The 12,720-nt window shown below is 71.7% G+C and carries 7 protein-coding genes; 4 read left to right on the plus strand and 3 right to left on the minus strand.

Going from position 1 to position 12,720, the window contains the following annotated elements; all coding sequences use genetic code 11:
* Positions 1 to 82: 82 nt before the first annotated feature.
* The 3 genes from prfB to LK06_RS11605 form a co-directional block, all read right to left on the minus strand.
* Positions 83 to 1,189, minus strand: a complete 1,107-nt coding sequence (gene prfB / locus LK06_RS11595) for a peptide chain release factor 2 (protein ID WP_039647947.1) — start codon at positions 1,187 to 1,189, stop codon at positions 83 to 85.
* 112 nt (positions 1,190 to 1,301) lie between these two features.
* The gene (locus tag LK06_RS11600; protein WP_039647945.1) at positions 1,302 to 2,534 is read right to left on the minus strand and encodes a serine/threonine-protein kinase; all 1,233 of its coding nucleotides are present in this window, start codon (positions 2,532 to 2,534) and stop codon (positions 1,302 to 1,304) included.
* Positions 2,535 to 2,645: 111 nt separating this feature from the next.
* Positions 2,646 to 4,433: a serine/threonine-protein kinase gene (locus LK06_RS11605; RefSeq protein ID WP_039647943.1), complete on the minus strand. Its 1,788-nt coding sequence runs from the start codon at positions 4,431 to 4,433 to the stop codon at positions 2,646 to 2,648.
* Between the two features lie 370 nt (positions 4,434 to 4,803).
* Between LK06_RS11605 and LK06_RS11610 the strand changes: the two genes are divergently transcribed.
* The 4 genes from LK06_RS11610 (at position 4,804) to LK06_RS11625 (ending at position 12,625) form a co-directional block, all read left to right on the plus strand.
* The gene (locus LK06_RS11610) at positions 4,804 to 8,757 is read left to right on the plus strand and encodes an FHA domain-containing protein (RefSeq protein ID WP_043433583.1); all 3,954 of its coding nucleotides are present in this window, start codon (positions 4,804 to 4,806) and stop codon (positions 8,755 to 8,757) included.
* Between the two features lie 184 nt (positions 8,758 to 8,941).
* Complete coding sequence (locus tag LK06_RS11615; RefSeq protein ID WP_039647938.1) at positions 8,942 to 10,336, plus strand: ABC transporter substrate-binding protein; 1,395 nt, start codon at positions 8,942 to 8,944, stop codon at positions 10,334 to 10,336.
* Between the two features lie 7 nt (positions 10,337 to 10,343).
* Positions 10,344 to 11,714, plus strand: coding sequence for a carbohydrate ABC transporter permease (locus LK06_RS11620; protein WP_078858857.1), 1,371 nt, complete (start codon positions 10,344 to 10,346; stop codon positions 11,712 to 11,714).
* Positions 11,711 to 12,625, plus strand: a complete 915-nt coding sequence (locus LK06_RS11625) for a carbohydrate ABC transporter permease (RefSeq protein ID WP_039647934.1) — start codon at positions 11,711 to 11,713, stop codon at positions 12,623 to 12,625. Before LK06_RS11620 ends, LK06_RS11625 begins: the two co-directional genes overlap by 4 nt.
* Positions 12,626 to 12,720: the final 95 nt, after the last annotated feature.

Consider the following 12,720-nt stretch of genomic DNA (forward strand, 5'->3'; position numbering starts at 1 on the left):
ATTAGGAGCCTGAGAGTGTGACGCAAAACCCAGAGAAACGACAACTGCCGCTCAGGGGGCGGCAGTTGTCATATCGACAAAGTCACTTCTCCTGCTGCTTGCGCCAACGAATACCGGCTTCCAGGAACCCGTCGATCTCGCCGTTGAACACGGCCTCCGGATTACCCACCTCGTACTCGGTGCGCAGGTCCTTGACCATCTGGTACGGATGCAGCACGTAGGACCGCATCTGGTTGCCCCAGGAGTTGCCGCCGTCGCCCTTGAGCGCGTCCATCTTGGCCTGCTCCTCCTGCCGGCGCCGCTCCAGCAGCTTGGCCTGGAGGACGTTCATCGCGGTGGCCTTGTTCTGAATCTGCGACCGCTCGTTCTGGCAGGAGACCACGATCCCGGTGGGGATGTGGGTGATGCGCACCGCGGAGTCGGTCGTGTTGACGCCCTGACCACCCGGGCCGGAGGACCGGTACACGTCGATCCGCAGGTCGGACTCGTCGATCTCGACATGGTCGGACTGCTCGACGACGGGGAGCACTTCCACGCCCGCGAAGGAGGTCTGGCGGCGGCCCTGGTTGTCGAAGGGGGAAATGCGCACGAGTCGGTGCGTGCCCTGCTCGACGGAGAGGGTGCCGTAGGCGTACGGCACCTGCACGGCGAAGGTGGTCGACTTGATGCCCGCCTCTTCGGCGTACGACGTCTCGTAGACCTCGGTCTTGTAGCCGCGCTGTTCCGCCCAGCGCAGGTACATGCGCTGCAGCTTCTCGGCGAAGTCGGCGGCGTCCACACCGCCGGCCTCGGCGCGGATGTTCACGACCGCCTCGCGGGCGTCGTACTCACCGCTCAGGAGCGTGCGGACCTCCATCTCGTCCAGCGCCTTCTTCACGGCGACCAGCTCGGATTCGGCCTCGGCGCGGGTGTCCGGGTCGTCCTCCTCCTCCGCCATCTCGAAGAGCACGGCGAGATCGTCGATCCGCCCGCGCAGCGCCTCCGCCTTCCTGACCTCGGCCTGGAGGTGGGAGAGCTTGCTGGTGATCTTCTGCGCCTCGTCCGGGTTGTCCCACAGGGACGGCGCCGCCGCCTGCTCCTCAAGCACGGCGATTTCTGCCCTCATCGCATCGAGGTCCAGTACGGCCTCGATCGACTCCATGGTCGAGGAGAGGGACTTCAGCTCTTCGGATACATCGACGACTGCCACGCCTCCAGCGTAACGGCTACGGCAAGCCGTCCGGCCCGCCTCCCGGCCAAGCGAGACAGCCGGGCCGGTGGACGGGTGGGAAACGAGGGGCCAGGCGGCAGGGCCCGGGGGCTCAAGGGGCCGACGTGCTGTGGGTGTCCTGCTGCGGCTGCTCGTCGCTGGACGTGGCCCACCAGGCCCCCACCCCCACGGCAGCGGCCACCGCGACCCCGGCCACTCCCAGCGTGATCCGACGTCGGCGCACGGCAGCCCGGTGCCGGGCCGAGCCGGGCCGCGGGGCTCCGGAGGCCCGAGGGGCGCGTGCTGTGCCATGGGCTCCGCCGGCAAGCTCGTCCGGCGCCGGCACCCGCATCGACGTGTGGGTGTCCCGGTTGGAGTCCGGTTTGGCGGCGGGAACCAGCGACACGGCCCCCCGCCGCCGTACCTGCTCGTCCCTCGGCGGAACCGGCGGGGCAGATGGCTCCGGTTCCTCCGCCGCCTCCTCGGCAGGGTCCGGCTCGTCCACGTCCAGTGGCGGCATTCCGGCCAGCATCGGCAACTGCTCGCGCAGCCGGGCAGCCAGTTCCGATGCGCGCAGCCGGGAGGCCGGGGCCTTGGCCAGGCACTGCACGATCAACTGCCACAGTTCCTCGGGGATGCCGGGCAGCGGTACGACCGTCTCGGTGACGTGCCGGCGCAGGACCGCGCCGGGGTGTCCGCCGCCGAACGGGGTGAAGCCGGCGAGCAACTCGTACAGGACGGTCGCCAGGGCGTAGATGTCCACGGAGGCGCGCGGCGGCAGGCCTTCGACGATCTCCGGGGCCAGGTAGTCCGGAGTGCCGATGATCTTCGTGGCCCGTGTCCGCTTGGGCGAGTCGATCAGCTTGGCGACGCCGAAGTCGGTGAGGAGCGCCGGGTGGGCACCACCGGGACCGAGCGGCCCCCGCATGTCCAGCAGCACGTTCTCGGGCTTGACGTCCCGGTGGACGACTCCGGCCGCATGGGCCGCGGCCAGCGCGTCGGCGACGTCGGTGACGATCGCCACGGCCGACTCGGGGGCGAGCCGCCGTTCACGTTCCAGGCGGGTACGCAGGTCCGTGCCGCGGACCAGGTCCATGACCAGGGCCAGGTCGTTGCCGTCGACGACCAGATCACGCACGGAGACGATACGCGGGTGCTCCAAGCCGAGCAGCGCGGTGCGCTCCTGGACGAAGCGCCCGACGAGCTCCTGGTCGGAAGCGAGGTCCTCGCGCAGCAACTTGATGGCGACGGGGCCCTCCGGCCCCTCGCCGAGCCACACCGTCCCGGCGCTGCCCCGCCCCAGGATCTGGTGCGCGGTGTACCGGCTGCCGATCTTCCGTGCCAAGACTGCTCCTACAGACGCGTGTTGTCGTTAAAAGTACGCGTCCGACGAGCGAATCTTCACGGCGGGGACGGAAATCACCCGCCAGATATCGACAAATCCCCAAAACCGTGATCAGTTACCCAGGGAATTGCCCAGATCTTTGGCCCATTGGCTCACTTTCCCGGCCCAGTCGCTCAGCTGGTTCCAGTAGCCCCTGCCCTGTCCGACCCAGGTGTGCAGCGGGGTGAGGTCCCAGATCAGCCAGCCCGCCACGATCAGGATGACGATCGTGAACAGGCAGCCCTTGAGACAGCCGAGCCCGGGGATCTTCATCGGGTTGGCGCTGCGCTGCCTGGGCGGGCGGGGCTCGCGCGCGGGCCGCTGCGGCTCCGGTTGCGCGGGGGGCGCGTACCGCTGGGGCTGCTGGGGAGCGTACTGCTGAGGTTGCTGCTGCGGGGCGGCGTACTGCTGCGGGGCGTACTGCTGAGGTTGCTGCTGCGGGGCGTAGCCCGCCGGCGGGCGCTGCCGACCGCGCGACGGGGGCTGCTGCGAGCCGGCCCGCGGGGCCTGGGTCGGCTGCTGCTGAGGCCGGGCCACCTGCCGCTGGGGGCGGCGGCGCAGCGGGTCCTCGTCCGGGTCGAGGTATTGGATCTGCGTCTGCTCGTTACGGTCGCGCGCGGCGCGCAGCTGGTTCTGCCAAGGATGTGGCTGCTCGGGCTGCTGCCCCTGCGTTCCCTGCTGGCCAGGCTGCCCCGGGTACCCCTGCTGGTCCGGGGGCACCGGCGGCAGGACGGCCGTCGGGTCGGCGGCTCCGGTGCTCGGCAGCACGGCGGTGGAGTCCGCCGCGCCGGCCGGGCCACCGGCGTGCGGCAGGAAACTGGTGGCGGCGTTCGGGTCGTACGCCCCCTGGGGCGCGTTCGCCGGCAGCACCTGGGTGGGGTCGGCGGCGCCGGGGGCGGCGGTCGGGGCCGGGTCCGGGGCGAGCAGGGCGCCGACGCCCTCGGCAGCGGCGATCTGGGCGGCATTCGCGTGGACGCCGACGCCCTCGGCGACGACCCGCAACCCGCGCGCGAGGTTCACAGCGCTCGGCCGCTCGTCCGGGTTCTTGCGCAGACAGCGTTCTATGACCGTCCACAGCGGGTCCGGAACCGTGGAAGGACGTCGCGGCTCGGCGCTGAGGTGCTGGTGGAGCACCTCCAGAGCGGTGCCGCCGGAGAACGGCGGGCGGCCGGTGGCCAGCTCGTACAGGAGGATGCCGGCGCCGTAGACGTCGACGGCGGAGGTCTGCGGGCGGCCCTCGGCGGACTCCGGTGCCACGTACGCAGGCGTACCCACGAACTCATGGGTACGGGTGAGCCCCGGGGAGTCGGCGAGGCGGGCGATGCCGAAGTCGGTCAGCATCGGATGCATCTGACCGTCCTGCTGCCTCAGCAGGACGTTGGCCGGCTTCAGATCGCGGTGGACAACGCCGTCGGCATGGCTCGCGGCGAGCGCGTCGGCGATCTGCGCGGTCAGCAGGGCGGCGGCAACCGGGGTGAGGGGGCCGTTCTCGCGCAGGTAGCGGTGCAGGTCGGGGCCGTCGACAAGATCCATGACCAGCGCCAGCAGATCACCCTCGACTACCAGGTCACGGACCTGGACGATGTTCGGATGGGTGAGGCGGAGCAGCACGGAGCGCTCACGCAGAAAGCGCATCACGATGTCGGGGTCGCTCGCCAGTTCCTCCTTGAGGACCTTGATCGCGACGGTCTCTCCGGTCCCACCGGGCGCGGTCGCACCGGCTCCGCCGGTCTCGCTCCCCCAGGGAGTTCCGACAGGCTGCGTGCCAGGGGGGACCCCCATGCGGGCACGCCAGACGGTGCCTGTGGCGCCGCGTCCGAGCGGCTCCTCAAGCAGGTATTTGCTGCCGACTGGCCGCACGTCCGCGCTCCCTGCTGCTTGCTGATGCTTGCTTGCCTGCGGTCCGGTGTTCCGGTGTTCCGACCCACTTTAGTGCCGGCCGTCAGAGCGCTACGCAAGCATTCCCGAGCATGTTCGAAGGAAAGACGCTCACCGCGGCCCCCTGGTTGCCACGGCCCGGACGTGACCGATCTCAAGTGATCGCCGGTGCGCCACCGGTCAGGCACTTTTGGGGGCAGAGCCGACCAATCAAGATCACTTATGCCCGGGTCCTGGGCGCGTCGCCTGTGACAGGTGCGAGGATGCCTCCCAGTACAGGTCGACGTGCTCGTGTGGGGTGGGGGGAAGTCCGCGCCCGCGCAGACCCGCGCAGAAGGGACCGCTGACGCCGATGCAGATCCGGCTGACCGTCGTAGACCCGGTGGGCCCGTCCGCGCAGCGGGGCCGCGCCGCAAGCCGGGATGTGCTGGTCACGGCGCCCGCGGGCACGGACCTGGCCGCGGTCGCCTCGGGGCTGGCCGGAGCGCTCACCGGAGAGGGCGGCACGGCCCGGGACACCGGCGGCGCGCCCGTGGTCCTCTACTCGGGCACCGACCGCCTGGACCTCCGCCGCCGCATCCTCGGCGAGCCCCCGCTGGTCGACGGGGCCCTGCTGTCCCTGGGCGCTCCGGCGGCTCCCGAACCCCACCCCGAGATGGACGACGCCCCGACCCGGCTGCACGCGGTGGCGGGCCCGGATGCCGGCGGGGTGCACCTGCTGCACGGCGGCCGGATCACCGTGGGCCGCTCCACCGACGCCGACGTCCCGCTGGACGACCCGGACGTCTCCCGGCTGCATTGCGCGGTCACGGTCGGCGCCGACGGCCGCGTCTCGGTGACCGACCTGGGATCCACGAACGGCACGACCCTCAACGGTGTCCGGGTGGCCGACCGTCCGGTGAGGTTTCCTGCGGGGGCGGTACTGAGGATCGGCGAATCCGCGTTGCGCGTTACTCCGTCCGGGGGTCCAGGGGCCCGGCTGCGGACGGTGCCGGATGGGGAGGGGCGGGTGCGGGTTGCCCTGGGGGACGCTGCGTCCGCGGAAACGTTCCCGGAGGCCTCGGGGGGCGACGGGACTCCGGATGACGCACGCTTCCGCCGTGGGACCCCAGTCCCCGGTGGGGCAGGAGCGCCGCCGACGAGCGCGGGTGGCGTCGACGGGACCCGGACCGCGTCGCCCGGCCCGGGAGCTGCCGGACGCAGCGCGAGGCCCGCGGGAACGGCCCCCGGGGCTGCGGGAACGGCCCCCGGGGCTGCGGGAGCGGACCCGGGAGCCGGGGCGGCGGGGTACGCGCGGGGGAATCCGGCCCCCGGGGCGGAGGGTGTCCCGGGGGCGGTTCATCACGCCTACGACTCCGTCGGCCGGAGCACCTCCACCGGCGGCACGAGCGCTCGGGAGCACCGGCGCGGGGAGCGGTCAGCGGTGCCGGGACAGGCCGGGGCACCCGGTATCGAGCACCGGGGTACGGGGCCGGGCCCTGCAGCGTCCGGGGCAGCGTCCGGTGGGGACACCCACGCCGGGCGCTCCGGCATCGGCGGGCTGGACGGCGCGCACCCGGGCGAGGACGCGCGGGGGCACGGCCGCAAGGGCACGTCAGGCGACGGCGACGGCGCCCCGCACGGCGCACGACGGCGCGGGCTCGGCTCGTGGGCACGACGGCTGGCCGGCGGACGGGGGGAACAGCCGGGCGGCCGGGAGGCGTACGACGCCGCGGCGCCCCGTCCCGGAGGGGCGCCGACCGCCGGTGCCCCGCAGCGACCGGAGGTCTGGCCGGACCCGGCCACGCTGCTACTGACGGCTCTGGGCCCCGGGCCCCGGCTGTGGGAGCGTGGGCCAGGCCACCCGGAGATGCTGACCATACGACTCGGCACGGCCGACCGGAGTGCACCGGACGGTTCGGGCCTCCTGCCCGCGGTACCGGTGACCGCCGCGCTGCGCGAGGGCGGCGCACTGGGTCTGGCCGGTCCGCGCCCCCGACTGTCCGGGCTGGCCCGCGCGGTGTTGGCCCAACTCGCTGCACTGCACTCCCCCGATCTGCTGGAGATCGTGCTGATCAGCGCGGACCGTTCGCGTCCGGTGCAGGAGCGGACGGCCGAGTGGTCCTGGCTGGGTTGGCTGCCGCACGTCCGGCCGGGGCGTGGCCAGGACTGTCGCCTGCTGCTGGCCTATGACCGCGAACAGGCGGCGGCCCGCGCCCAGGAGTTGCTCCGCCGGGTCGAGGACCACGCGACGGCGGGTAGGAGCACGGCCCACCCCGCCCGCCTCCCGGCACCAGCCGCGCCGGGACGGACTCCGGCCACGGATGCGGCGGCCCCGTCCGCCCACGACTCACCCACGAGAACCCCCGACGCCCCGGGCCGGGGCCCCCGCACGACCACACCCACCCCGCCCGCCCTCGGCTCTTCGCCGGGAACACCGGGCATCCCCGCCCAGACCCAGGCCTCCGGCACGGCCGGACGCCCCGCGCAGCACGCTCCCTCCGGCGCCCCCGGCCACTCCTCGCCCCCCGGCAAGCCCGCGCACGCCCCGGCTCCCGGGGTTCCCGGCACCCCGGCCCCCGGCGCAGTGGCCGAGTCGCTCGCCGACCGGTCCGGTTCCGACGCCCACCGGCCCGGCATGCCCGGCACTGCACGTCCTCCCGCGCCGTCCACGACGACGACGGCGAACGCCGCCCCCACCCGCCGCCCCTCCTGGGCCAGGCACGATGCCGATCCCGGTGTCGGCGGCGGTTTCGAGGGGCCGTACACCGTCGTCGTCGTGGACGGCGATCCCGGCGGAGCCGCCCTGCAGGAGACCCTCGCTCGGCTGGCCGTGGCGGGGCCGCGGGCCGGGATCCATGTGGTGTGTCTCGCCGAGACCGAGCCCGCCTCGCCCGCGTCCTCCGTGATGCGGACGTACGAGGCCGCGTGCGCGGTGACCCCGACGTTCCGGCACTGCGGTGCCGTGGCGCTGCTCAGCGGGGACGTCGCGACCGCGCTGCACCTGCTGCGCGTCGCACCCGGCGGCCCCCTCGGCCCCGGCACGCTCGCCGCTGTCGACGCCGTCTCCGCCGCCTGGGCCGAACGGTTCGCACGGGCACTGGCGCCACTGCGGCCGGACGGCGACCCGGTCGGCGGGCGGCGCCCTCGCGCGGTCACGCCACTGCCGCGGTCAGCGCGGTTGTTGGACGAGCTGGGGCTGGCGCGGGCCACGCCCGCGTCACTGATGGCCCGTTGGGCGGACGCGGCCGACGACCCGGAGTCGCTGGGCGGGCGGGCGCGGGCGGTGCTGGGGGTCGGACCGCACGGGCCGCTTACCGCCGACCTGGTGGCCGACGGCCCCCATCTACTGATCGAGGGGCCGGCCGGCAGCGGCCGTACCGAACTGCTGCGGGCCGTGGTCGCCTCACTAGCCGCCGCCGAGCGGCCGGACCACCTGAGCATGGTGCTGGTCGACGGCCGGGACGGCGTCGGCACGGACGCCGGACAGGGTGAGGGCCTGCGCGTCTGCACCGACGTACCGCATGTCACCACCCACCTGGTCGCCAGCGACCCGGTACGCATGCGGGAGTTCGCACAGTCGCTGAGCGCCGAACTGAAGCGGCGGGCGGAGTTGCTGGGCCGTACGGACTTCGCCGAGTGGCACGCGGGGCGGCAGTTGCCGGGTCGAATCGGTGCCCAGCGCACACCCGCCACCGGTGACATAGACACCCCGCCCAGTTCCACCCTGCGGCTGCGGCCTCGCGGTGCCCGGCACAGCGCCGCGGCCGTACCGCCGTTGCCCCGGCTCGTGGTCGTCGTCGACGACCTCGACATGCTGGTCTCCCCACCGCTCGGCTCACCGGGCCGACCCGCCGCGGGGTCGGTGATGCGGGCCCTGGAGTCGGTGGCCCGAGAGGGCGAGCGGCTCGGTGTGCACCTGGTCGCGGCCACCGGGCCCGGCGGGCCCACGGCGGAGACGGAGCCGGCCCGCCGGGCCGGACTGCGGATCGTGCTGGACTCCCCGAAGCCGACGACCGGAGGCACATCCCGGTTCGAGGGGAGCAGCGAATCCGGGGGAGAACCGGCCCCCGGGCGTGGATGGTTGACGTACCCGGACGGGCAGAGCGCCCCTTTCCAGGGCGGCCGGGTGACGGGCCGCATCCCGCGTACCGCAACCCAACGGCCCACCGTCGTCCCGGTGGACTGGCAGCGCATGGGCGACCCACCGGCCCGCCGGCCCGTACGGGAACTGGGCAACGGCCCCACCGACCTGGCCCTGTTGGCAAGCGCGGTGGAGCGCGCGGCGCGACAGGTGTCGGCGGCAGAGGTGCCCTCCTTGCTCTGAGCGGAACCCGCACGCATACACACCCGGTCACGAGCCGGTCACGATGGGCGGGTTGACGCCGCAGGCGCTCTTGCCCGCCCTGAGCGGCCCGGCGTACACCGGACCGCACGGACACAGTTCTGACGCTCCACGACGCTCCACGACGCTCCACGACGTTCAACGGAGAACGACGAACGGGGAAGTGATGCGCACCAAGAGCAGCACCATCCGGACCGACAGGGCCGTCATCACACTGGCCGCACTGCTCACGGGAGCCCTCGCGCTCACCGCCTGCTCCAGCGGAGGCGACAACAACAAAGACCACTCGAACAGCTCGGGAAAGGCCGGCGGGCCGACCGCCAGCGGCTCGACCGTCACCCTGCCCAAGCTGGACGGCACGAACCTGGAGATCGCCGCCGTCTGGACCGGCCAGGAACAGAAGAACTTCAAGCAGGTCCTCGCCGAGTTCGAGAAGCGCACGGGCGCGAAGGTCACCTTCGTACCCGCCCAGGACCCGATCATCAACTTCCTCGGCTCGAAGATCGCGGGCGGCCAGCCGCCCGACGTGGCCCTGCTTCCGCAGCCCGGCGCCATCAAGCAGGCCGTGCACCATCACTGGGCCAAGCCCATCGGGCCTGAGGCTCTGAAGGAGCTGCGGAAGAACTACTCGCAGGGCTGGCAGGACATCGGCAAGGTCGATGGCAAGCAGTACGGCGTCTACTACAAGGCCGCCAACAAGTCGCTGATCTGGTACAACGCCAAAGTCTTCAAGAATGCGGGCGCCAAGGAGCCCAAGACCTGGCAGGATCTGCTGACCACGTCACAGGCGGTGTACGACTCCGGGGTCACCCCCTTCTCGGTGGCCGGCGCCGACGGCTGGCCGCTGACCGACTGGTTCGAGAACGTCTACCTGTCCCAGGCGGGACCGGAGAAGTACGACCAGCTCGCCCAGCACAAGATCAAGTGGACCGATCCCTCGGTGAAGCGGGCACTGACCACGCTGGCCCAGATCTGGGGGAAGAAGGAGTATCTGGCGGGCGGCCAGGACGGCGCGCTGCAGACCGAGTTCACCAAGTCGGTGACCCAGACCTTCACCGGAGGTGACCAACCGAAGTCCGCGATGGTCTACGAGGGCGACTTCGTACAGGTCAACATCGGTGAGACCAAGGCGAAGGTGGGCACGGACGCGAAGGTGTTCCCGTTCCCTGCCGTCGGCTCCACCGCTCCCGTGGTCTCCGGCGGAGACGCTGCGGTGATCTTCAAGGACTCCAAGGCGGCGCAGGCACTGGTGACCTTCCTCGCCTCCCCGGACGCGGCGACCATCCAGGCGAAGCTGGGTGGCTACCTCTCCCCGAACAAGAACGTGCCGCTCTCGGCGTACCCGAACCCGGTGCAACAGAAGATCGCCAAGGCGCTGATCGCATCCGGCGACGACTTCCGCTTCGACATGTCCGACCAGGCACCGCAAGCCTTCGGCGGCACCCCCGGCAAGGGCGAGTGGAAGGACCTGCAGGACTTCCTGAAGAACCCGGGGGACGTCGCGGGCGCCCAGGCGAAGCTGGAGAAGGACGCTGCGGCGGCGTACGGAAGCGGGAGCTGATCCGGCCATGGGGTCGGCAGTACCGGCCGGGGCCCCACCGGGCCCCGCCGCGTCCAGCAGCCACGACCGTCGCAGGAACCGCAAGAGCCGCAGGAGTGTGACCGGCACCCGCAGAACGGTGGTGGCCCTGTTCCTGCTGCCCGCCCTGGTGCTGCTCGGCGCGCTCGTGGTCTACCCCATCGGGTACTCCGCCGTCCGCAGTTTCTTCGATGCCTCGGGCCGTGGCTTCGCCGGCGTGGACAACTACCGGACGCTCTTCACCGACGACGGCATCCGTACCGCCCTGAAGAACAACGTCATCTGGGTGGTGTTCGCACCCGCGGTCTCCACCGCGCTCGGCCTGATCTTCGCGGTGCTGACCGAACGGGTGCGGTGGGGAACCGCGTTCAAGCTGGTCGTCTTCATGCCGATGGCGATCTCCATGCTGGCGGCCGGGATCATCTTCCGGATGGTGTACGACCAGGACCCGGACAAGGGTGTCGCCAACGCGGTATGGGTGAGCGTCCACGACACCTTCGCCCCGTCGTCGGCGTTCCCGAAGGCCCACCCGGGTCGGAACTCACCCCTCGAACCGGACCACGGGGGATTCCTCACCAAGGCCACCGTCCATGCCGATCAGCCCGTCTCCCTCCCCCTCGTCGGTGTGGCCCCGGACCAGATGCCGGACGGCGCGAAGCGGGCCGCCACTGCCAGGCCGGAGCCGGGGAAGGTCACCGGCACCACCTGGCAGGACTTCACCCGTGGCAAAGGCGTGGGCAGGCTCGGCACTCCCGATCCGTCCGAACTGGGCTACGCCGGAATGCGGATCGAGGCGGTGAAGGACGGCACGGTGGTCGCCACCGCGAAAGCCGCCGCGGACGGCACCTTCACCTTGCCGGCGTCCGCCGACGGTGCCCGGCTGAGGCTGCCGGCGAGCAACTTCAGACAGCCGTACAACGGTGTCGAGTGGCTCGGCCCGACGTTGGTCACCCCGGCGGTCATCGGGGCGTACGTGTGGATGTGGGCGGGCTTCGCGATGGTGCTGATCGCAGCCGGGTTGGCGGGCGTACCCCGAGAGCTGCTGGAGGCCGCGCGGGTGGACGGCGCGAACGAGTGGCAGGTGTTCCGCAAGGTCACCGTGCCGCTCCTCGCTCCGGTCCTGGCGGTCGTCACCGTCACGCTGATGATCAACGTGCTGAAGGTGTTCGACCTCGTCTACATCATCGCGCCGGGCTCCTCCCAGGACGACGCGAACGTGCTCGCCCTGGAGCTGTACCGCAAGGGCTTCTCGGAGGGTCGTCCGGGAGTCGCGAGCGCGATCGCGGTGTTCCTGCTGCTGCTGGTCGTCCCGGTGATGCTGTTCAACATCCGGCGGCTCAGGCGGGAGGCACGGCGATGACGGCGACCTCCTCACCGGGTGTCGGGACGACAGCCCCGGCGGACACGTCGGTGCGGGGCCGACAGACGCTCGGCTCGAAGATCGCCGAGAAGCTGAGCGGCGGGCTGGTCCGCGTGATCCTGATCGTCGTGGGCCTGTTCTGGCTGGTGCCGACCATCGGCCTGCTGGTCTCCTCGCTGCGCTCCCCGAAGGACATGAGCGCGAGCGGCTGGTGGACGGTGTTCACCAAGCCGTCCCAGCTCACCGTCGACAGCTACCAGAAGCTGCTGGAGAACAGCGACATCACCCACTCCCTGGGGAACACCGTGCTGATCACGGTGCCGGCGACCGTGCTGGTCGTCGCGATCGGCTCCCTCGCGGGATACGCGTTCGCCTGGATGGAGTTCCCCGGCCGGGACTGGTGGTTCCTGGGCGTGGTGAGTCTGCTGGTGGTGCCGGTCCAGGTGGCGCTCATTCCGATCGCCGAACTGTTCGGGAAGATCGGGCTGTTCGGGACCATCCTCGGTGTGGTCCTGTTCCACACCGGCTTCGGGCTGCCGTTCGCGGTGTTTCTGCTGCGGAACTTCTTCGCGGAGATCCCGCGGGAACTGCTGGAGGCGGCCCGGCTGGACGGCGCCGGTGAACTCCGGTTGTTCGCACGGGTGGTGATGCCGCTCGGCGGACCGGCGATCGCGAGCCTGGGCATCTTCCAGTTCCTGTGGGTGTGGAACGACATGCTGGTAGCGCTGGTGTTCACCAAGGCGGGCACCCAGCCGATCACGGTCGCACTGCAGAGCCAGGTGAGGCAGTTCGGCAACAACATCGACGTGCTGGCACCCGGCGCGTTCATCTCCATGGTGGTACCACTGGCCGTGTTCTTCGTATTCCAGCGGCAGTTCGTGTCCGGGGTGATGGCAGGCGCGGTCAAGTAGTCACGCGTACAGGCACTTTCAGAGGGGCGGGCGCTGGGCGGGCCGCCCCTTACGCGTGCGCCCGGTGTAGCCCGAATGCCGTACGAGCCGTAACC

The sequence above is a fragment of the Streptomyces pluripotens genome (assembly GCF_000802245.2).
Classification (GTDB): Bacteria; Actinomycetota; Actinomycetes; order Streptomycetales; family Streptomycetaceae; genus Streptomyces; species Streptomyces pluripotens.